Genomic DNA, 23,173 nt, shown 5'->3' with positions numbered 1-23,173 from the left:
TATTTAGTCCACAAAAGTTACAATAAAACCAGCAACTCTTAGTATGAAAATTTTCAAAAGAATCCTTTTAGTATTTATACTTATTATCGCCATTTTAGTATACTTCAATTATTCCAAATTAAACATTATTTCAGGTTATGCTTCAAAATATATGGCGTCTAGCATTAACATTGGAGGTCATTCTTCCACTTACATTATTGAAAATGATTTAGCAATGCCTTTAATTGAACTAACCGACACCGAATTTGATACCCAAGAGCGCACTGCAAAAGCATCTGTGTATGGATTAATGACCAGAAAGGCAGTAGATCGAGGAGGTTTAGGTAGTGTTTTGGTCAACAATGATTACTCGGAAGGCGAACAATACTTACAACCGCGAAGGAATTTCAAGAAAATTGATAAACCTTACCCTTATGGACATTTACCTAAAAAGGATACGGTTTTTGAAAACGTTGATTACGATTTATTGCAAAAAGCAGTAACACTTCCATTTTCGAATGAGGCTATACAGAAAACCAGAACACTTTTGGTATTATACAAAGGTCACTTATTACATGAAAGTTATATTGATGGATTTGATAAAAATACCCCAATTTTAGGTTGGTCTATGAGCAAGAGCGTTTTAGCCACATGCTTTGGGGTTTTGCAAAAGAAAGGTAGACTTAAAGTAGACTGGCCTGCACCAATAGCTGAATGGAAAGATGATGAACGCAGGAATATCACTTTAAACCATTTATTGCGTATGCAAAGCGGGTTGGAATGGAATGAAGATTATGGCGGAATTTCTGATGTCACCAAAATGTTATTTTTAGACAGCGATATGACCAAGGCGCAGCTAGATAAAATGGCCATCGCAAAACCTACAGAAATATGGAATTATTCTTCTGGAACTACCAATCTTTTATCTGGTATATTACGACAACAATTCAGGTCACATCAAGAATATCTTAATTTTCCCTACAAGTCATTTATTGATAAAATTGGGGCGCACAGTATGCTTATTGAAGCAGATTTGAAGGGAAACTATGTAGGGTCTTCATATACTTGGGCAACTACTCGAGATTGGGCTCGCATAGGACAATTATACTTAGATAATGGAAAATGGAACGATGAACAGCTATTTGATGCGGAATGGATTGATTATATTACTACTGTCACAGATTTATCGAACGGTACTTATGGGGCTCATTTTTGGTTGAATGCAGAAGGCAAATTTCCTGATGTGCCTAAAGACCTCTATTCTATGAATGGTTTTCAAGGTCAATATGTATTTATTATTCCTTCAAAAGACCTTGTTGTGGTGCGTACCGGCTTAGCAGAAGATCCAGAATTTGATATTAATGGGTTTTTGTCGAGCCTTATTATAGCTATAAAATAAAAGATATAAATAACCAGAAAACACATTCAGCTAGCATCACCACAAAAGCTAGCCACTTCACAACAATAATTTCAAATACGAGAACACTGGGCCTACATTTATACTGTAATAATTAAGTAAATAATTTTTTTCATTTTCATATAGTGTTCTCGTAAAAGAGCCTCAGTCGAAAGACGAGGCTCTTTTTAGTTTGTAACTATGTGTTTGATATTCAATGGTAAACGATAGTAATTCTCACGCTAGTTAAAACCGTTATTTAACCACAAAAGTAGTTTGGTTCACAACAATAATTTCAAAAGCAGGTGCTCTGGGGGTACATTTACAGTGTAATAATCAAGTAAATAAATTTTTTCATTTTCATATAGTGTTCTCGTAAAAGAGCCTCAGTCGAAAGACGAGGCTCTTTTTAGTTGAACCCATTGCGTTCTTTTGGTATTTAGAAACAGATGAGATTAAAATTAAGGTAACCACTTATCCTCACCAAAGTTGGGCTTTCGTTTTTCTAAAAAGGCATTGCGCCCTTCTTTCGCCTCATCCGTCATATAAGCTAAACGCGTAGCCTCCCCTGCAAATACTTGTTGCCCCACCATACCGTCATCGGTTAGGTTCATGGCAAACTTTAGCATTTTGATGGAAGTGGGCGACTTTTCTAAAACTTCTTGGGCCCATTGATAGGCCGTAGTTTCCAATTCTTCATGAGGAACCACGGCATTGACCATCCCCATTTCAAAAGCTTCTTTGGCAGAGTAGTTACGACCTAAAAAGAAAATCTCCCTTGCCTTTTTTTGGCCAACCATTTTGGCAAGATAGGCCGAACCATAGCCCCCATCAAAACTGGTCACGTCAGCATCGGTTTGTTTGAAAATAGCATGTTCTTTACTGGCCAAAGTCATATCACAAACTACATGTAAACTGTGACCTCCACCAACTGCCCAGCCCGGCACGACAGCAATAACTACTTTAGGCATAAACCTAATCATGCGTTGTACTTCTAAAATATTCAATCGATGTTGGCCATCTTGCCCTACATATCCTTGATGCCCCCTGGCCTTCTGATCTCCACCACTACAAAAAGACCAAATACCGTCTTTGGTGGACGGCCCTTCGGCAGATAATAAAACCACTCCAATCGAAGTATCTTCTTGTGCATCATAAAATGCCTTTATCAATTCGCTAGTAGTATTTGGTCTGAAGGCATTACGTACATTAGGTCGATTAAAAGCTATTCGGGCTACCCCATTATTTTTCTTATAAGTGATATCTTCAAATTCTATGGCAGTTTGCCAGTTGATGGTTGTATTCATTCTTAAGTAAATTTTATATGCTCTTTAAATAACAAATATCCGATTACAGCTGCAGCTATTGAAATAAAATTACCGACTATGAAGTAATCGTTATTCACTTTGTTTTCTTTATCACTATCTAAACGAGTCCCCAGTTTTATTGCTCCAAATAAAATTAATGCCCCACCTTGAAAACCGGTCAAAAGTAAAAATGTCAAGAATATCCTTTCCAAAAAACCTTTGAGCCATGAGGAGAATTTTTGTGAAAGATTTTTTCTCGAAAATTTAGGGTCTAACCATTTCGAAACGGTATAAAAGATGATAATCAATAAAACTTCCACAATCACATAATAAAGAATTTGGTATTTGAAATCATGCATTTTATAGAATATTTAAAATTATATTTTTAATAATATTATACTCTTCAATCCGAAGTGTTTTCCTTTTTTTCCATGGCCCGGAACGTGTCTTATATAAGCCCATTTTTTTTAAATTTTTGTAGTCGTCATTTTCTAAAAATGCCGATATAATTTTGTAATCCGAGTTTTTCCAATCACTTTTAATGGATTGATATAATTTCATACACAAACTTAGTTGTACATCTTTTGTACTATTCAAGTGAATAAAATAGTTATCCCCGGTTTCTTTTAATGTTTTAAGTGCTTCCCTAGCCATAGTTAGGCCTGGGCCATACATTTCATAAGCGATTTCCTCATTAATTTTCGTATCAATTTCACCGTATACCAGTGAATATCTGAGCTTAAAAGGATATTGATTGGCGATAATGGACTCTTCTAAAAAAAAGAGAAGTTCGAAAAGTGATTTTGGGCCTTTAACAATTCCTTGAAATTCATCTCCAAGAGTAATGGTCAATGGGGATAAAATTTGATTCTTAAACTCGTCGTTGACCAAATGTGTAAGTTCTTTAAATTGCCTCATAAAATCGTCTTTTTTGTTAATTTGACGACTTGAGATAATATCTGCCATTATAATATTATAACCTTGCTCCATTTTATTTCCTCTTTATGGAAATTATTTGAATTATTTCCTAAATATGGAAACAATATACAAAATTTCCGTTTATTGGAAACAAAAAATACAATTATTTAGAGTCAGTAGTAAAGTTTGCCTGCTAAATATTACAATTTTTCAAACTTTGGTAAGAAATCAAATCTATCTAAAACATTTCAAAACTTATTATTAAATACCTACTATAACTTAGAAGTTAAGAATTGGATATTCAAAAAAGTATGAATTGTATACAAAAATATCTACTCTAGATTTTCATTACATTTGAGTCATAACCATAACAACCAATACCGATGAACCAAAAAGTCTCTTTAAAAGAAAAGATTGGCTATGCCTTAGGGGATGGTGCTGCAAATATCGCATGGCGTGGTGTAGCAACTTTCTTATTTATTTTCTACACTGATGTTTTTGGCCTTAGTCCGGTTACGGTTGGAGTACTTTTTTTAGTTGCTAGATCCAGTGATGGCATAAGTGATGTGCTCATGGGTATTATTGGTGACCGTACTAAGTCAAAGTATGGTAAGTTCCGTCCCTGGATTTTATGGACTGCCATTCCACTTGGTGTGATTTTGTCCTTATTATTTACTAGTCCGGAACTGACTGAAAATGGTAAAATTGTTTATGCCTATATCACCTACATCTTTTTCACCCTTTTGTATACGGCCAACAACATTCCTTATGGGGCATTAATGGCCGTAATGACCGGTGATGATAAAGAACGAACCAGTATTGGATCTTTTCGTATGGTAGGTGCCTTTGCAGGTGGAATGTTGGTACAAGGAGCCCTACTTTTTTTAGTAGTATATTTTGGTAATGTGAATCCAAAAATTGAAGTTAATTCTATAAACAAAGATCAATATCAAGTAGCCGTGACCGCTACTCAAGATATGGAGCATGTCAATATCAAAACCGAAAATGGTATTGCCCTTTTTTCATGGGAGAATGAGGCTCTAAATGCAGAAGATAATGCCCCAACGACAAGCAAAAGCTTTGCTATGAAAGACGGTGAAGAATACACCTTTTTACTGTCTGGGGAGAAAGACATTACAACAGATTCCATTACACTTATTGACCAGAAAAGCGGATACGGTACTTCGATGTATGTAATGTCTGCTTTATTGGCCATACTGATGTTAATTACTTTTTATACCACTCGTGAACGGGTATTACCACCTAAAAACCAAAAGACTAATCTAAAACAAGATTTTGCTGATCTTATTAAAAATAAGCCTTGGTTAGTTTTGTTAGGCATCGGCTTACTTTTTAACATATATAACTCTATAAAACAAGGTATTGTCGTTATTTACTTCACTCACTATTTAAATGACCAGTTACTATCCGCTTCGTATTTAATTGCGTTAATGTTGGCCTCAATACTCGGCGCATTTTTGACGGCTTCATTGAGTAAAAAATTGGGTAAACGCAATTTGTTTATTTATGCCCTCATTTTTTCAGGCCTGGTCAATGCGTTGTTGGTATTTTGCACTCCAGAAGATATCTCGGCGATTTTTACTTTAGGTATTGTTTCTGAATTTGCCGCGGCAATGTTCCCAACCCTGTTCTTCGTAATGTTGGGCGACGCTGCAGATTTTTCAGAATGGAAAAATGAGCGTCGTGCCACTGGACTGATTTATTCTGCTGGTTCTTTTGCCACTAAATTTGGTGGTGGTATCGCCGGAGCCATAATAGGCTTGGTATTGGGGGCTTTTCATTATAACGGGCAAGATAGTACTAGTATTCAAGGAGCTTTTCCTGGAATGGTGATGTTAATGAGCTGGGTGCCTGCTATTGTTTCGCTGTTAGCAGCAGGGCTGATGTTCTTATATCCGCTAAACGCTAAGAAAATGGAACAAATCACTAAAGAATTAAATGAACGTAGAACGCTAGAAAAAGCTTCTTAAAAACACTTACTAATTCATGAATACATTTCCTGATGATTTTATTTGGGGCACTGCAACCTCTTCGTATCAAATTGAAGGTGGACACGATAAAGATGGTAAGGGTCCTTCTATATGGGATGCCTTTTGTACGATACCAGGTAAAATATATAAGGGTGAAACAGGTAATGTTGCCTGTGACCATTATCATCGCTTTAGAGAAGATATTCAATTGATGAAGCAAATGGGTGTAAAAGCATATCGTTTCTCTATTTCTTGGGCGCGCATTCTGCCCACTGGAAAAGGCCAGGTTAATGAATCGGGAATTCAATTTTATTCAGATGTAATCGACGAGCTTTTAAAAGCTGATATAGAGCCTTGGATAACCTTATACCATTGGGATTTACCGCTCGCTCTGCAGCTTGAAGATGACGGTTGGTTGGGCAAGCCTATTATTGATTACTTTGCGGCTTATGCCAAAATCTGTTTTGAACGTTTTGGTGATCGATGCAAAAATTGGATTACCCTAAATGAATCATGGGTCGTGGCTATTTTAGGTTATGGGCAAGGTGTTTTTGCTCCTGGTAGGGTTTCAAATTCAGAACCTTACCTGGCCGCCCATCACCTCATTTTAGCTCATGCCAAAGCTGTTCACGAGTACAAAAACAACTTTTCACATCATGGTGGTCAAATAGGCATGACCAACAATTGTGATTGGCGCGAACCCTTAACGGATAGTGAAGATGATAAAGCGGCTGCTGAACGTGCCTTACAGTTTTTTGTTTCCTGGTTTGCAGATCCTATTTATAAAGGTGATTATCCCGAGGTAATGAAAGAGCGTTTAGGGGAACGCCTACCTAGATTCTCCAAGGAAGAAAAAGTAATGATTAAGGGGACTTCTGATTTCTTTGGTTTAAACCACTATACCACCATGTTGGCCGCTGAAAATCATGGTATTGCTAAAGAGCAAAATGTGTATGGCAACGGAGGTATTTCTGAAGATCAAAATGTAGATCTATCATTAGACCCTAGTTGGAAAACTACCCTTATGAATTGGGCTGTTGTGCCATGGGGTTGTACAAAATTGCTGCATTGGATTGCTTCGCGCTATGATAACCCAGATATTATAATCACTGAAAACGGCTGTGCTTACCCTGATGAATTAACTAATGGGCAGGTCAATGACCGAGAGCGCTTAACTTTTTATAAAACCTATTTGCAAGCTTGTCAAAAAGCAATCGATGAGGGAGTAAAACTTAAAGGGTATTTTGCTTGGTCATTTATGGATAATTTTGAATGGGCATCTGGCTATGAAAAGCGTTTTGGATTACATTATGTAGATTTTGAAACTTTAAAGCGAACACCCAAATCATCAGCTAAATGGTTTGCAAAGGCAATTAGAAGTAGCAGTGCCGATGTTTAGAATTGTAATTCTTTTTAACTAAAACTCATAAATAAGAACAGCGACCTTTCTAACAGTTGTAGGTGATCAGTATGGGAAGGTTGGAGAGGCAATAAGTTTTTAGAGTTCTATTTTTCCTTATTTTTTTCTTCAATCCATTTACTCATAAACTTAGTGCTTGCCATGGTTTCATCTTGCAATAAACCTCCTATGAAATTTGAAGTACGGTGTTCTACCAAGTTTTGTTGAAGCTTTTCAATCTTTTCAAAAAGCCTGGGAGCTAGGATATTCTTGTTAAAAATGGAATTTATAGTCTGGAACCCCGCTGATTGAAAATTGACCCATTTATTCTCATCTTTATAAAGTGCTACGGCTGCTTGGGCAAATTCTAATGTGTTTTTGGCAATTACCACCGGTAGGCATTTTGTAGTAAACATGCCCTCTGAACCTATCGTTGTGGTCACAGTTGGGGTGCCGTTTTGCATGGCTTCAGTTAATTTGCCTTTGATGCCCGCTCCAAAGCGCAGTGGAGCTAAGTTGATTCTTGCCTTTCGTAGTTCACCATCCAAGTCATCCATCCAACCATGAATGAGAAACCCTATTTGAGGTTGATTTAATTCTTTTATTCGTTGTGGCAAATAGGCCCCGTAGATATGAACCTTAGCAAATGGCAACTCTTTTCGAATTAAAGGCCAAATAGCTTCTTTTAAATATCTTACAGCATCAATATTTGGGGTATGTTTACCATTGCCAAAACATATAAAGTCGCTACGTTTTTCAAAAGTTTGATACGTCTCTTGTTTTGTTTTAGTAACTGTATCTAACAAAAAGGGTAGATGAAATAATAACTCTGAAGAAATTTTAAGTTCTGCTGTTAAAAGCTTTCTTTCGTAGTGAGATACAAGTAAAGTCAAGTCTGACCGATAGACGCTGGCAATTTCGCGTTTGGTCATGTTATTCTGAAGCCACACCTTAATTGTAAACTTCTCCCCTTTTTTATGTGCTAATTGTCTAGAATTCCTTAAAGAATGCAAATCCTCCGTATTTAAAATTCTTAAGGCTTTAGGTGCACATTGAGCGACCCGCCATCCAAATTGCTCTTCGACCATAAATCGGTCAAAAATCACCACATCAGGTTTCAATTCTTTTACAAAATTGTTAAAGCTAGAATCATTTAATAAAATTGATTCGGTTTGAATTTCAAATTGCTCTAAATCTTCTGAAAACTTTGTTTTTACGGCTGTGGTCGCAAAAGTTACTTGGAATCCTTTTTCTTTAAAAACCTTTAGCAACTGCAACATGCGTTGCCCGGCAGCTGTCGTTTTGGGTTCAGGCCAAATATATCCGATAAATAAGGCCTTTGCCATCTTACATCATTTGTGCAAACTTCTTTGAAATGCTGGAGCGTAGCTTTCGTTCATAGTCTTCCTCTAACCATTCTTTATAGTTTTTGGTATTGTTCATAATACAATAGGAATACTGTCGCACACGATAAGCTATTTCATCTTTGAGTTCCTTGGCTAAAATTCGAGCATCAAAAACATCTTCGCTATTTTCTACACATATTTGCGCATGCTGCTCAATACTGCGTTCTAGAACTAGCTTTGACTTTCCACCTTCGGCAAAGACTTTTTTGTATTCAGCTTTAATATCAAAGTGAATATTAGCCGACTTAGTAAATTTTGTCTTTAGTTCGTCAGGCATTTCATAAATGAACTCTTTTTCAATCTCCTCATCATTTTTTATGTTTTCTAAATAAAAATCTGGGAAATGAAAAATCTCTTGCCAATCTACAGGTGAATCCCATGGCCCGAAACGGGCGATATTATTACCAAGATCAATAACATTAAAATTATCTTTATTAGGCAATACCCTCGATCCACGACCTATCATTTGAAAATATAAAGTTAGGGACCGTGTTGCGCGATTGAGAATTATGGATTCTACTGTAGGTTCGTCAAAACCTGTGGTTAAAATACTTACTGAACTCAAAATGGCATCTGAGGTTTCAGAAAACCATTGCAAAATTTCTTTGCGTTCCGCAGCGGTATTTCGATTGTCTAAATGGCGTACATTGTATCCAGCCTTTTTAAAGGTTTCATAAACGTAATGTGATGTGTTGATGCCATTATTGAAAATCAAGGTTTTAGTCCCTTTGGCCACTTCTTCATAGGCAGTCATAAGTTTGCCTAACATACTCTGATTACCATAAAATTCATCCGAAGATTTTACTGTATAGTCGCCATGTATACCAAGCTTTAAACTTCGTAAACTCACATCAAAATTGTAAAGATTTGCCTTGGACAAAAAACGTTTCTCAATCAGTGACTTGATAGACTTGCCCACGATCAATTTTTTGTAGTGATCTTTCATGGGCAATTTTATATTAGAACTTAAAGGAGTTGCCGTTACACCTAAAATAGTGGACTCTTCAAAATACTTAAACAATTTTCTGAATGAATTATAATGCGCCTCATCAATAATGACTAGTCCAATATCATTAAGTTTGACCTTATCTTCTTGCAGCCTATTGTTCAAGGTTTCGACCATTGCAACAAAACACATGTATTCGTTTTGGTCGTCCAATTCTTTTACGTCACTATTGATGATTTTATTGGTGACCCCAAAACCGTGGAGCATTTTAGAAGTTTGTCTGCTCAACTCAATACGATGGGTAAGCACAACAACCTTCTTTTTTGATTGCTCAATATAACGACGTGTGATTTCTGAGAAAACAACTGTTTTACCCCCGCCTGTGGGCAACTGGTACAACAGATTACTGCCTTGGGGCATCTCATCAAGCTGTTTGAAGATTCTTGTCAAATCTTCCAACTGGTAATCGTATAAGGTTTTTATAGCAACTTTTTTCTGTACCTCCAAAGAGTATATACTTTATAATTCGTTAATAACAAACCTTACAAAATTAGTAGATTTTTGAGCTTATATTTTGTTCTATGCATGGAAATGTTTCAAATACTATCAACAATTTCAAATCACTCTTTGTAAAATACAATTTATTGACTTGCTCATAAAAATTTGATAAGAATACGCAATCTCATTTGGAAATGCGGTTCTAAAAATGTATTATGAGGTCTTATACTTATTAAAACCAGAATATAGAATGAGGCAACTTAAAATCATTAAGCAGGTAACCAACCGTGAATCCAAATCCTTAGATAAATACCTACAAGACATTAGTAAAATTGATTTAATAACTGCCCAAGAAGAAGTTGAATTAGCACAAAGAATACGAACAGGAGATCAAGTTGCACTTGAAAAACTAACCAACGCGAACCTTAGGTTTGTTGTTTCGGTAGCAAAGCAATATCAAAATCAAGGTCTAAAATTGCCTGATTTGATTAATGAAGGAAACGTTGGATTGGTAAAAGCAGCCAAACGTTTTGATGAAACCCGTGGATTTAAATTTATATCGTATGCTGTATGGTGGATTCGGCAATCCATATTACAAGCTTTGGCTGAACAATCGCGTGTGGTTCGTTTACCATTGAACAAGATTGGGTCTATCAATAAAATAAAGAAGACATTTTCTTACTTAGAACAAGCACATGAAAGACCTCCGTCTGCAGAAGAAATAGCAAAGGAGTTGGATATGACCGTTACCGAAGTGAAACAGTCTTTAAAAAATTCTGGTCGCCACGTATCGATGGATGCTCCCTTAAAAGAAGGGGAAACTTCTAACTTATATGATGTAATGCGTGCTGGAGAATCACCAAAACCGGATAAAGATTTGATGCACCAGTCATTGAATACAGAAATCAATAGAGCCCTAGATACATTATCGCCTAGAGAAGCGGATGTTGTGCGTTTGTATTATGGTATTGGAGAACAGCCATCAATGACTTTAGAAGAGATCGGTAGTACTTTTGATTTGACCAGAGAACGTGTTCGACAGATTCGTGAAAAAGCAATACGAAAGCTACGCCACAATTCTAAAAGTAAGATTCTCAAAACATATTTGGGTTAAACCTGTGTTTTTGCCCCACAAAAAAAGGGGTTCTTTATCTAAAGAACCCCTTTTTTCTGATATACACTAAACTTAAGAACAATTCAATTGATTAATGTTATAGTCAACTAATATGTCATTCAAATTCTGAATGAAGTTAACATAAGCACTGTTTTCTTGGTTTTGTCTTTCCATCATCTCAATATTTTTGGGCAGGCTATAGGTAATCTAATTCTGCCAATTCGTTCAAACTCAAAATTTCATTTAATTCTTGCAAAAAGGCTAAATACTCTTCGCCGTAGGTGTCGTACAACATGCTAATTCAGGTTTTAAAATTCGGGTCTGTTGTTATAAACGTAAACTTATCTTAAACATTATGTAGCTACAATAATTTGTGGTGAAGTAGCCAAAAGTTGTTGTGAAGATATTTGTAAGAGTATACTTTCAAAATATAGCGATATGCACATTGCCTCTATTTATCCGCAATAAGGTATTATGAGAAGCGTTTTAGAGTCAGTGTTGTTTAAACATAAGATTTTCAGTGCGCCAAACTATATAAAGAACTAAAGATGCTCTTGTCAAAAACATTTGTACCCGTATTTCTAAGTATTACTTTATTTATTAGCTTTTTCCAAGAAACTATTGCGCAAAAAGAAACTTTAATTATTAATAGTAATGGCTTCAATGCAAAAAAGAGAAGTAGTTTTAATATAGGCGGTATTGAAGAAAAGGTTGAAAGAGGACTCACTTTAATTCACTTCAATAGTTCTAAAAAACATGAGTTTAAGGGTTTTGACACCTATGGTAGTGAGGAAGCTTTAGATGAGTTGGTTACTCATATTCAAAAGATGCTCGCTCAAAAGACTACATTTGCAATTTTAGCTCATGATTCGGCTGTTAAAGGCTCACTTTCAAAGTCTAAAGAGCTTATACAAATGGGTCTAGTGCAATTGAGTAGCTTAAAAAGTAGACAGGCCTATGTGATGTATGCAATAAATGGTCAACTAAAGGAAGTTGTGGATGATTTATCAGTTGAAGAAAGTATTTCCATTCCGGATAACATATCAGATAATCAAATATATTTCCCAAGAATCACCTATGAGTTTGAACCTAGCAATGACCGCTATATTGCCCATGCCGCTGGTGAGGTAAATGGCATTAAATCTACCAATTCAAAAGAAGCATTGGATGAGAACTATAAAAAAGGTTTTCGTCTTTTCGAGCTAGATATTATTAAGACATCTGATGGTAAACTAGTAGCTGCACATGATTGGAAAATGTGGTCTAGATTTACAGATTACGGTGGAAGTCTACCTCCATCACATTCAGAATTTATGAAGCACAAAATATATGGTGATTATACCACTCTTGATATGACGGGGATTAACCAATGGTTTGCAACTCACCCCGATGCTATTTTGATAACTGATAAGTTAAATGACCCCGTTGCATTTGCAGAAGCATTTGTAGATAAGAGCAGACTTATTATGGAGTTATTCAGTATGATGTCAATGGATGAAGCTTCAAGAGAAGGTATCAATATTATGATTTCACAAGATCCTTTGTTCGCACTCAAAGGCGACAAAATGAATTACCTAAAAGTTAATAATATCAAATATGCTGCAGTTTCTAGAAGAATCATCAGAAACCAAACAAAATTATTGCTCGAGCTAAAGAAGAATGATATTAAAGTTTACGTTTACAATGTAAATTTTGATCCAGGAAAAGATGAAAAGTATGTTCAAGAAAACGAAATAGGGCTTGTTTATGGCATGTATGCTGATAAATGGGTGTTTGATTGATAAAACAACCTTAGAATTTAACCTGATAAGTCATTCCCGCCGAAATTGCCCAAAAGAAATTATTAGAATCAAATGCTAATTCTTGTCTTCTTACGCCTAAATTTGCCCTATAAATATTGGGCGATTTTTTGGTAGTGAATTGATACTGTATACTTAAACGCTGTGATTCTACATAAAGAACGGTTTCGGATAGTAAGTCATCTCCAACAATCAATTGCTGTAATTCTGGAGAGAAACCCATTCCAATACTTACTCCCATAAAGTTTTCTGCATCTTTAAGGTACTTACGAACTAACAGATTCCCCGAAATACTCCATAGACTACCTTCTCTTGGTGAAATAAAGGAACGTAAAGAATAATAGTAGTTGCCCTTGTAATACCCTAACGAATTGGTAATCGCTTTCACTGTTTGCGTTGTTGTACTTAAATAACGACCACCTGCGGAAAATTCTATAGCATTGGGCAGGTTCATGTAAATATCGCCACCAAATTTTTGACTGGGATATATTGATGCATTCGAATACCCATAATTTAAATAGGCGTAAAATCGTTTTAGAAATTTTGGGTAAAAATCAATATCATACTGTAAACCATGAACCCCATTACGGTTGCTGTAGTTTATTTTAGGAATGAGTGCCCCTATTTTTGTCTGCCTTCTAAAAGAAACACTTGAAAATATAACAGGATCATATCTTTCATTAAATACGGTAAAAGCATTATTGACGCCTATCCTATTTTTTGGTTCTACATTTTCTTCTTCAGTTTTACCCTCCTCTTTTTTAGGAGCTTCTATCTTTTTGGAAACCTTTTTGGGCCCACTCTTTAATTGCTTTTTTGAAGCCTTACTACTTTTAAGATTGGTTTCTACGTTGTGCCAGCCCTTTTCGGCATACTTAATATTAGAAATACCTTCTAAAGCTAAGCCCATCAACCGTTGCAACTCTTCATCATTTTCAATATAGATTATAGCTTTGTTAGCAAGGCCTAAGGCAATGGAATTTGTCTTCGCATACAACTCGTTCTTAATGGCAGATATCCAAACACCGCGCTTGGTTTTGTCTTGAGATAGTATTTTATTGAATTCGCTGCGGGCCTTATCGTATTGCCCATTCCAACTATAAGTGCTTGCCAGTAAGAAAAGAGCATCAAGATTTTCTGAAGTAATTGATGGATTTTCTTCCAGTATTTTCTTTGCTGAGTTGTACTTTCCATCATAAGCCAACTCATAGGCCTCTTCATAATTATCATCTTCAAAATTTATTGAAGCCAAGTCTTGTGAAAAAACTTCTGCACCTATTACTATTAGGAATATTAGTAAATATGTCTGTTTGTTATATCTCATTTAACTAATTCGAGGCTACAATTCGATTTTTTCTTGCTTCGTTTCTAGCTCTTGATATTTTATCAGCTATTTCATTGGCACTAGAACTGTTTTGATTTACGATATCTATTAATTCAAGTGCTTCTTTATGTCTTTCATCCCAATAATAAACATCAAATAAAGCGGCATAAGAATCAATATAATTTGGATTCATTTTGATACAGCCATTCAATATTTCTATTGCCTTCTTACGATTACCGATCCATGCATTGACTCTACCCGTTAAAATTTTAGTATCGATATGACTTGGAGATTCAGACATAATATATCTACTTAATAACAATGCTTTATCGTATTCTTTATCAAATGCAAAATCTCTTGCTTTGAAATATAGTTTATCGGAATCATACTCATTTAGTAAGCTATTGAACCATACAAGTTCACTATTAGAGAATTTTTCAGTCTTTACAGCAAAAATGGCCAAGCTATCCGGAATGATTTTATCATTGGTAGTTACATAGGCATTTACTGATTTAAAGGCATTAAGCCTATCTTCAATACCTGAGCCTCCGAACGAGGTTCCCAAATCCATATTTTCATCCAACTCAAAAACCGTCCCATCTGAAAAGACCTTTTCACCACTTACATATTCTTTTAATTCATTTTTATTGCGCATTAATGGGATGTTCTTAGTGGATCTAAATTCTGTAGCTACATCAAGCGCCCCCCCCATCCACGCTACCTTTTTGGGCATTTTTAATTCGTAGCTATTTTCTAACATGGACAACAAACTTGGCGTAACATCAAAATGCGAAGAAACCGAACTCATTTTTCTTGAGGTATTCAATAAAGGGCTATAAACAATCAAAGGAACATGAAAACGACTCATTGTATTCCGCTGAGGAATAGGTATTAACCTATGATCCCCAGTTATAATAAAAATAGTATTGTCGTAATTTGGTTGTTTTTTATATTCTTCAAGTGCATATTTCACCGCGTCGTCGGTATAGAGTAGCGTGGCAAAGACATTACTGTTTTTCTTGATGACCTTTTCGCTTTTTCTATCGTATTCACTTTTAGATAAAATATGTTTTACTTCTTTCTCGTAAAATTCTTGTTGGGGGGGAATAAAGGGTTCGTGGTTGCTAATGGTCATATAAGCTTCTACGCGCGGTTGACTAGCTTTTCTTGGCAAACTCATACTCTTTTTAAACAATTCTTTGTCAGGATACCCCCATGAAGACCCGGCAGCATCTTCGGCCTGCATTTTATATTGATTACCGAAACCAGACTTATCTAATACGAAATCAAGGTTTTCGCTCAACAAAAATCTATCCACACCATCAAAAGAACTATTAGTACCTTGATAAAAGGAAGTGTGGTAACCGTTATTCTTGAGGATGCTAAACAAAGTGAATTTATTCGGATACTTTTCCAGTTCCATAAATCCGCTCTTCCCAAAAGGTAATGAACCCATTAATGATGGTAATACTCCAAAAGTTCGACCTGTAGTACTCAAACAATTTTCCCAATAAAGCGCTTTTGTACTAAGAGAATCTAAAAAGGGTGTAAATCCACCAAACTCAGCCCCTTCACCAACGAAATCTCTTCCCAGACCCTCGACTATAATGAAAACAATATTGGGTTTCTCTTCTTTTAAATTAAAATACCCCCCAAGCACATTTTCTATTTGCTGTGACTTAATTAAAGGATATTCTACATTGGCTTCATAACTGGTATCTTCTGTGGTTGAATTATAAAGATTTATGGCTAAGTATTGACTTTTGTTTTGATTAATTGGTTTCCCTTCTAAGAATAGGGTTGAAATAAACAAACTAAATAAGATAATAGTAAAAGGGTACATGCGCCCTAGGTAATGGTAATACCTTGATGTTAGCTTGTACATTCCAAAAAACAAGCCTATGATTACTATTATACCCAATACGGGCAAAATAGAAATACCTCCGGAATTGGAAATTGTCATTTTAATATCAGAAAAGCTATAACCCAATAAATCTGAACCTAACGGAACTAGAGCTGTGCAGTAATAACTGACAAGCATGGCTTCAATGATCAATAAAAAAATCAAGAGTGCGAACACTAAGTTTAGGCCATATGAAGGTCTATAGTTTTCCCAAAAATTAAATGGGAATACTAGTATTAATGCGATTACAGATGCATAACCTAATTGATGAGCAACAGCGATGAAAAAACTGGCACTTAAAATAGTATCGACAACTCCTTTGAAATAAAGAGTGGTGTATTGATATACAGATAATACGAAGAGTATCGCAAAAAATGCAATTATCAACCTTGTATATTGCTTTAAGGTATATCTATCACGTTGACTCGTATTCATTTAAATAGTTTAAGTTGCTTTAGCAAAACCTTTTCTTACCTGTGAACCCCAACCTGATTTTACCCTAAATAGTTTTTTATAATTTCCACGAACTGCGGCCCACACTACAATTGGGTGAAATGCTATTGGCTCTATTATTGAACAAAGCATTAAAATCAGAATATCTTTGGTCTTTTTGTACTCGTTATAAGTGTACACGTCCCATAAAATGGCGTAAAATGAAAACATAATGGAGAACATGTAAATAGTTGCAGTAATGGCTATAAAAAACTCCCAATTTAGAATGCCTAAATACCAGAACAAAATGATGGTGAAAAACCCAAAAAATTCTAGCAAAGGGGCAAGCCATTCATAGAAAAACCAGTATGGATAACTCACCAAACCTAATCTGCCAAACTTTGAATTGAAAAACATGTCTTTATGTTTGAACAAAGTTTCAAGATTTCCTCTAGCCCAACGGTCACGTTGATTCACTAGTATCTTTAAATCTTCTGGTACTTCTGTCCAGCATAAAGGATCAGGAATATATTCTATAGTGTATGCTTCTTTTCGTTCATGCATATAACGCCTCATTCTAAAAATAATCTCCATGTCCTCACCAACAGTACCTGTATCATAACCACCAACTGCTAAGGCAATTTCACGATCGAAAAAACCAAATGCTCCTGAGATGATTAAAAGACTATCTATCCTGCTCCAAGCCATTCTCCCTAAAAGAAAAGAACGTGTATACTCTAGTAGTTGAAATTTTGCCAACCAATTTTTTGGTAATCTAATATCCTCTAAAGTGCCACCAGAAATACCACAAGAATTAGCAATTCGTATGACTCCACCCACTGCAATTACCCTCTTTTTACTTCTTTGAAAAAAAGACTTGACGACATGTAATAGCGCATCAGGTTTAAGCAAGCAATCAACATCAATACAACCGACATATTTGCTGTCAGAAAGATATATGCCTGTATTTATGGCATCAGATTTACCACCATTCTCTTTATCAATAACTGTTAATTTTGAAAAAGATGGTTGTTTAGACTTGTAAATACCTCTTATAGGTTTTGACTTCCAATTTGGATCTATTTGCCTATCTACTTTCTCAAGATGATATGCGTTTATCATCTTTTCCATGGTATCATCTTTACTACCATCATTAACAACCATGACTTCATAGTTCACGTATTTGAGAGATAATAACGAACGGATGTTCTCAACAATAGTCAAACCCTCATTATAAGCTGGTGCTATTATTGTTATAGATGGTGCCAATGGTGATGCCATAATTTTTGACATTTCACCGATACTATTTTTGTTTCTATAATGTATAGCGTTTCTTGTAGATAGATAAGCCATTATACTGAACATGGTAAACAACACCACAGAAAATGCTAAAAAGACTGTGTTTATATATTCTAAAATGATATCGAAGATTCCGCCACTCATCTTATACTATATTTTCAGTTTTTACCATTACTTCATATTCTCTGGATAATTCAAAATTGAGGCCCAAATCTTCTTTTTTATTATTCGTGCCATATAAGATGCCCAATTCGTCATATAGAAAACAAAGTTCCAATGGAATGCGCTCATCTTCGCTTCTTTTCTGCATTGATGGATCTACCTTAGTTTCATCTAGCAATGATTGTAAGTCATTGAAATCCATTTCGCTAATATCATGCTGAATGTTTTCTTGGTCTTCATTTTTGGTGTAGATAAGATTAGCATTGCCTGATTGACCTATACTAATTTTATTAATCTGTTTGATGGCTTTTTTTGCTAGCTTTTGGATGTTATTACTTTCTGTTCTGCACAATTGTTCTAAAAAAGGGATTTCTTTTTTATCACCAACAGCTATGATTTCTTTAATCAGAATTTCCTTAGAATCATTATCAGATGCATATTGATAGAGCTCATAAAAAATACTATGTTCTGGTAGTATTATTTCTGAAGCTTCAAATTCTGATTTGGCTTCTGTTCGAGGTGTTGAGGTTATTGAAGTGGGAACTTTTTTAGTTGCTCCCATGCCTACTTGTTTTAAGGTGTTAAAGGCTCTAAAACGCAATTCTGTATCATCTTCATTTTCCATGATGAATTCCAACAACTGTATTTCGCGTTTATCACCGACACTTTCAATAGTGTCTATAAACTTATTCCGCTCTTCAGACGACATTTCGGTATAATCGTTTTGAACCTCGGTCAAATCTTTATTATCATCTGATTCCTTTATATCTAACAGTCCTAATGAATTATTTAGTGATTTATCAAGTTCATGCTCCATTTCTTCTATCGCGAAATCAGGCTTTTCGGGAATTTCTTTTGGTGGTTGTTCCCTTGTATTTGTATGCTTTTCTAACAAATCATAAATCTCTATTTCATCTACTTCAATCTCTTTAGTCTCAATTTCCGCATCTTCTTTGATAACGACTTCAGTAAATTCAACCTCAATTTCAAGAAAGTCTAAATCATAAAGTCCGCTAATGGATTTAGTAATTGGAGAAGCAAGATTTTCAATAATATCTTTCGTTGGCAGTATAGAGTCCGGTGAAATAGTATTTATTGCTCCATGAGCTCTGTTTACAACGGCAAAATTGCTTTCTAGTCTACCGATTTCATGCAAAAACATTAAGTCGCCTTCATCACCGACCTGACTAATAGTATTTAAAATTTCCACTTTAACCAACGCACTACACTTCCAAAATACTTTCTTGAGAATATCCAGATGTTCTGAAAAATTGAAATCTTTGATACAGAGAACTGCAGCAATTTTTACTTCATCGTTTTTATGTTTTACTAATTCAGCAATTGATTCTGAAGCTTCATTTTGATTGAAATGTTTAATTAATCGCAAACAAAACAATACAACGTCTTTATTAGGAGAGATTAGCCATGCTTTGAACTTGGGCGGTCTATAGTTTTCTATGCTACCTAAAGCTTCGATTAGCTTTAGTTGCTGCCATTCGCTGATAGCATATTTTGTAGTATCAAGCAAATAATTAATTCCCTCTGATTTAAGGGATACAATCGAAATTTCTGCTTGTTTTCTTACTACTCCTCTCTTGTCATTAACAAACTTTGAAATGAAATGAAAAGCGTCAGAGACTTTCATCTGTGAAAGTTCAAGAATACCTTGCGATACAATATTCCAACGCCAGCTTGCTAGTTTTTTATAAGAGTCATGATGCAAACCTAATTCCACATACAACTTAAAAAGGCGCTGTCTTGTGCCGCCTGCTACATCTTTTTGAAGATCGAAAAGAATATCAGCCAGTATGGTTCTAAAATATTTGCTGCTAAGATATTCTCGTATTTTGATTTTTAATTCTACATATTCCTTCTGCTCCTCTTTTGGATCTTGTGGACTATGGAACAGAAAATTACTAATGATAGGAGCCAGTTCGTAGCGTTTGTTCTTTCTTTTTGAGAACATAACAGAAGTTCTCTTCTTAAATATAAATATGAAAAAGAAATATAGTCCCGCTAAAACAACGAATAACATAGTCAGATCCCACAAAAGATCAGTATGTATTTTTGGGGAACTAATGAAAAAGGGAAGGTTATATGTTTTGGCAGCTAAGAACAATAGTATCTATCAATTTCTCTCGAGACCCTGATCAATAATTCTGATGGACTCACCGGTTTAGCAATAAAATCATTGGCACCCATTTTAAAGGCACTTATTACATTTTCTTCATTGGATGCTGCCGAGATTAGGATAATGGGGATGTCTGATTTTAAATCGTTCCGTAAATAATCAACAAGCTCAATACCTGAAAAATATGGCATCATCACGTCGCAAATGATTGCATCTGGCAGGTGTTCAGCAATATCTCGTTTTACTTCTCTGCCATTTGATTTAATGGCTACCGCATAGCCATCTTTTTCTAACCTATATTTTAATAAGGAAGCCAACATCGCGTCGTCTTCAGCTAATAGTAGTTTTTTTGGTTCCAATATGGGGGTGTTTGGTTTAGTTTGTTTTTAGCTTATTGATTTCATAATCTATTTGTCGCTCAACTTTTGGATATTCCTTTAAGAATCGGTCATATAACAAATCAAGGTTTTTATGGTTACTGCTTGTTTTGCATACCTCAGAGATTTGTTCACATATTTCTGATAAGGTTCTTGTCTCCATCATTTTTAAAGACGACTTAATCTTATGGGTAGCAAAGCCTATACCTTGTACATTATTGCTTTGTAAGTGCATTTTTACTTTACCAATGAACTCAAATATGTTTTGCTTAAAAAGTCTTATCAACTCATCTAAAAGTTCTGTTTGACCCAAGCACTCTTCTAAAATAGAATCGAGATTCACCAATCTTGATTCATCTACTATTGGGACTGTTTTTGACCTGATATCCCTTATATTATTTATTTTGTACAAGTTATGTTCTATTAATGCATGCAGTTCATCTGCATTGTATGGCTTAAGGATGAAATCAGTAATCCCCACTCTATCACAGTTTTCTTTATCTACTGAACTGTAATCAGCGGATAATGCAATAATCGGAATGTTTTTAATTTGTTTGTCAACACTATTTCTTATCCGATCTGAAATTTGAAAACCGCTCATATTCGGCATTTTTAAATCCATTAATACCAAATCAAAATGATGGTTTTCCAATAGTTTTAGTCCATATATACCATTATCTGTAATAAACGTATCGCAACCCCAGGTTTTAAGGCGATTTTCCATCAGTTTTTGATTTAACATATTATCCTCAAAAACCAATATTTTAGTCCCTGTAAGACTTTTTTTCTTATTTGGATTGCTCGGCGTATTTAATTTTTTCTGCTCAGCTCCTTTCGTATTTTTCTCAAAAGGCAAAACTACTTTGAATGTTGTTCCCTTACCTAAGGTGCTACTAACTGCTATGCAGCCACCTAACTTTTCAACCAATTCTTTGACAATACTCAACCCCAGTCCTGAACCACCATATTTTAATTGGATATCAGATTCAGCCTGTTTATAGGTCTCGAAAATCTGTTTTAATTTATCATTTGCAATACCGATACCGGTATCCATAATGTTAAATTGTAAATAGGTTTTATGGGTTTCATTGGCTTTTAGACTCACTACGAGCTCTATTTTTCCTTTTTGGACAAACTTTATAGCGTTACCAAGCAGATTTAATAGTATTTGAGAAAGCCTAGATGGATCACCAACGAGGTTTTTAGGCACATTTTTATCTAAAGTAACATTCAATGCAATATTTTTATTAGTGATCAAAGTCTTACATAAAAAACCAACTTCATTAACCAGATTGTTCAAATTGAAAGGAACTTTTGTAAACTTTTCTCTTCCTGTAGCTAGTTTTGAAAATTCTAAGAGTTCATTGGTTATATTCATTAAGTTTTGTGATGCCGACCCTAACGCACTGATCAATTCTAATTGTTCTTGACTTAATTCTGTTTCTTTCAACAAATCAATAAAGCCCATAATTCCATTCAATGGTGTTCTAATCTCATGACTAACATTTGCAATTACATTATGTTCCTCTCGAGTTGAAATGTTCGAGGGTTTTATTTCTTCAAAATCAACTGCTATTTCTTGGTAATCTCCAAAAACCTTGGTTTCTAGACCATTCTTAAAAGAAGCAAAAGACCTTTTTAATTTTGCAGCTTCTGAGCTGTTTAATTCAGAAAAAGAAAAACGGTCGAGACCATTTTCTAACTTTGATAATTGCGATAGTAATTCTCTAGTATCCAACGACTAAAACTTTAGAAGAGATTGTTCTAATCCATTAAAACTGGCTAACAATCTGGTTTATATTATTTTAAAACTCTCTATTTCATGCGCTGTTTGCAATTATTTGTTACCTATGGGCGGTTATTTGTTGTCAAAATGACTTATTTGTAGGTATAGTAATTTTTTTTATAAAAAACTCTTATCTCAAGTAGCATTAATTTCAATTTTTTCATATGATGAGAAGAAAAACAAAACATGGAAATATTAGAAGAGAAAGCACAAATTATATGGAAAAACAATTACAGTTAAAATCTATGATGATAGCTACGAAATAGCTTCATTGATAGCATTACTTATTAGATCTAACTAACAGAAAAACAGATGAATATATTTAAGATTTCGAAAAATTTGATGAAGTATTAAATTTTCAAAACTGGATAAGACCAAGAATACAAACGATTATGAACAGAGATGCTATCTTAAAATAAGATATTTCTAAACTAATAATTAAAGTAAAGATTTTTAAAATACTAGAAAACAGGTTAGTATAAAAAAAATTTAATTATCCTTTTCTTTTTTAGCGAGTCTATCTTTTACAAATTCTATTTTGGTCTTACCATGTGGCTTGGGTTTTCCATGTTCATCAAGATTGACCATTATAATATTATCAACTGTCACGATGGTTTCTTGAGTCATCTTATTGCGGACCTCACAATTTAGATTTAGTGAACTCTTACCAAATTTGAATACGTCAATGCCTATTTCAATAACATCACCCTCGATGGCCGTGCTCATGAAGTTTATCTCAGACATATATTTGGTCACCACTCTTCTGTTCTCGAGCTGTATGATGCTATAAAGTGCCGCTTCTTCATCAATCCAAGCAAGTACTTTACCCCCAAATAAAGTTCCATTTGCATTTAAATCTTCAGGTTTAACCCATTTACGTGTATGAAAGCGCATTTTATTTTTTTTACAAAATTATATTAGAAATACGTTTTAAGGCTTTAATCGGTTCTCTTCTTTTAATTTTAACAAATACTTTTACAGAATTATAATGTTTGTTAATACAACA

At 34.9% G+C, this 23,173-nt stretch carries 17 protein-coding genes; 5 read left to right on the top strand and 12 right to left on the bottom strand.

Going from position 1 to position 23,173, the window contains the following annotated elements:
- Positions 1-43 precede the first annotated feature (43 nt).
- Entirely contained in the window at positions 44-1,378 is a 1,335-nt protein-coding gene (locus RM706_RS10920; protein ID WP_311351359.1) for a serine hydrolase domain-containing protein, read from the top strand.
- Between the two features lie 458 nt (positions 1,379-1,836).
- Here RM706_RS10920 and RM706_RS10915 read toward each other — a convergent pair whose 3' ends face one another.
- Genes RM706_RS10915 through RM706_RS10905 form a run of 3 tightly spaced genes read right to left on the bottom strand, consistent with a single transcriptional unit; the run spans position 1,837 to position 3,672 of the window.
- Positions 1,837-2,682 carry a 1,4-dihydroxy-2-naphthoyl-CoA synthase gene (locus tag RM706_RS10915; protein WP_311351357.1) on the bottom strand — a complete coding sequence of 282 codons (846 nt, stop codon included), beginning with the start codon at positions 2,680-2,682 and terminating at the stop codon, positions 1,837-1,839.
- A 2-nt stretch (positions 2,683-2,684) separates the two neighbouring features.
- Positions 2,685-3,041 (bottom strand): hypothetical protein, encoded by a 357-nt coding sequence (locus RM706_RS10910; RefSeq protein ID WP_311351355.1) that lies wholly within the window; start codon positions 3,039-3,041, stop codon positions 2,685-2,687.
- A gap of 1 nt (position 3,042) precedes the next feature.
- Positions 3,043-3,672 (bottom strand): SatD family protein, encoded by a 630-nt coding sequence (locus RM706_RS10905; RefSeq protein WP_311351353.1) that lies wholly within the window; start codon positions 3,670-3,672, stop codon positions 3,043-3,045.
- A 311-nt stretch (positions 3,673-3,983) separates the two neighbouring features.
- Here RM706_RS10905 and RM706_RS10900 point away from each other — a divergent pair, with 311 nt between their 5' ends.
- Both RM706_RS10900 and RM706_RS10895 read left to right on the top strand, forming a co-directional pair.
- A complete protein-coding gene (locus RM706_RS10900) occupies positions 3,984-5,591 on the top strand; it encodes an MFS transporter (RefSeq protein ID WP_311351352.1) in 1,608 nt (535 codons plus the stop codon).
- A gap of 16 nt (positions 5,592-5,607) precedes the next feature.
- Positions 5,608-6,990 carry a GH1 family beta-glucosidase gene (locus tag RM706_RS10895; protein WP_311351350.1) on the top strand — a complete coding sequence of 461 codons (1,383 nt, stop codon included), beginning with the start codon at positions 5,608-5,610 and terminating at the stop codon, positions 6,988-6,990.
- A 107-nt stretch (positions 6,991-7,097) separates the two neighbouring features.
- Here RM706_RS10895 and RM706_RS10890 read toward each other — a convergent pair whose 3' ends face one another.
- Entirely contained in the window at positions 7,098-8,336 is a 1,239-nt protein-coding gene (locus RM706_RS10890; RefSeq protein ID WP_311351348.1) for a glycosyltransferase, read from the bottom strand.
- A gap of 1 nt (position 8,337) precedes the next feature.
- Entirely contained in the window at positions 8,338-9,849 is a 1,512-nt protein-coding gene (locus RM706_RS10885; RefSeq protein WP_311351346.1) for a DEAD/DEAH box helicase, read from the bottom strand.
- A 241-nt stretch (positions 9,850-10,090) separates the two neighbouring features.
- On the opposite strand from RM706_RS10885, the gene RM706_RS10880 reads away from it, so the two are divergent.
- Complete coding sequence (locus RM706_RS10880; RefSeq protein ID WP_311351344.1) at positions 10,091-10,954, top strand: sigma-70 family RNA polymerase sigma factor; 864 nt, start codon at positions 10,091-10,093, stop codon at positions 10,952-10,954.
- 548 nt (positions 10,955-11,502) lie between these two features.
- Positions 11,503-12,735: an interleukin-like EMT inducer domain-containing protein gene (locus tag RM706_RS10875; RefSeq protein WP_311351342.1), complete on the top strand. Its 1,233-nt coding sequence runs from the start codon at positions 11,503-11,505 to the stop codon at positions 12,733-12,735.
- 10 nt (positions 12,736-12,745) lie between these two features.
- Here the strand turns inward: RM706_RS10875 and RM706_RS10870 are convergent, their stop codons facing one another.
- From RM706_RS10870 to RM706_RS10840, 7 genes are all read right to left on the bottom strand, one after another.
- Positions 12,746-14,077, bottom strand: coding sequence for a YaiO family outer membrane beta-barrel protein (locus RM706_RS10870; RefSeq protein ID WP_311351340.1), 1,332 nt, complete (start codon positions 14,075-14,077; stop codon positions 12,746-12,748).
- Positions 14,078-14,081: 4 nt separating this feature from the next.
- Positions 14,082-16,415 (bottom strand): LTA synthase family protein, encoded by a 2,334-nt coding sequence (locus RM706_RS10865; protein WP_311351338.1) that lies wholly within the window; start codon positions 16,413-16,415, stop codon positions 14,082-14,084.
- Between the two features lie 9 nt (positions 16,416-16,424).
- On the bottom strand, positions 16,425-17,855 hold the full coding sequence (locus tag RM706_RS10860) for a glycosyltransferase family 2 protein (RefSeq protein WP_311351337.1): 1,431 nt from the start codon (positions 17,853-17,855) through the stop codon (positions 16,425-16,427).
- A gap of 1 nt (position 17,856) precedes the next feature.
- Positions 17,857-19,839, bottom strand: a complete 1,983-nt coding sequence (locus tag RM706_RS10855; protein ID WP_311351335.1) for a HEAT repeat domain-containing protein — start codon at positions 19,837-19,839, stop codon at positions 17,857-17,859.
- Between the two features lie 143 nt (positions 19,840-19,982).
- Positions 19,983-20,363: a response regulator transcription factor gene (locus RM706_RS10850; RefSeq protein WP_311351333.1), complete on the bottom strand. Its 381-nt coding sequence runs from the start codon at positions 20,361-20,363 to the stop codon at positions 19,983-19,985.
- Between the two features lie 16 nt (positions 20,364-20,379).
- The gene (locus RM706_RS10845) at positions 20,380-22,119 is read right to left on the bottom strand and encodes an ATP-binding protein (protein ID WP_311351331.1); all 1,740 of its coding nucleotides are present in this window, start codon (positions 22,117-22,119) and stop codon (positions 20,380-20,382) included.
- A 537-nt stretch (positions 22,120-22,656) separates the two neighbouring features.
- Complete coding sequence (locus tag RM706_RS10840; RefSeq protein WP_311351329.1) at positions 22,657-23,061, bottom strand: acyl-CoA thioesterase; 405 nt, start codon at positions 23,059-23,061, stop codon at positions 22,657-22,659.
- Positions 23,062-23,173: the final 112 nt, after the last annotated feature.

The sequence above is a fragment of the Croceitalea rosinachiae genome, assembly GCF_031846445.1.
GTDB lineage: Bacteria > Bacteroidota > Bacteroidia > Flavobacteriales > Flavobacteriaceae > Croceitalea > Croceitalea rosinachiae.
The sequence above is the reverse complement of the archived record's forward strand: the minus strand, read 5'-3'. Positions and strand labels throughout refer to the sequence as shown.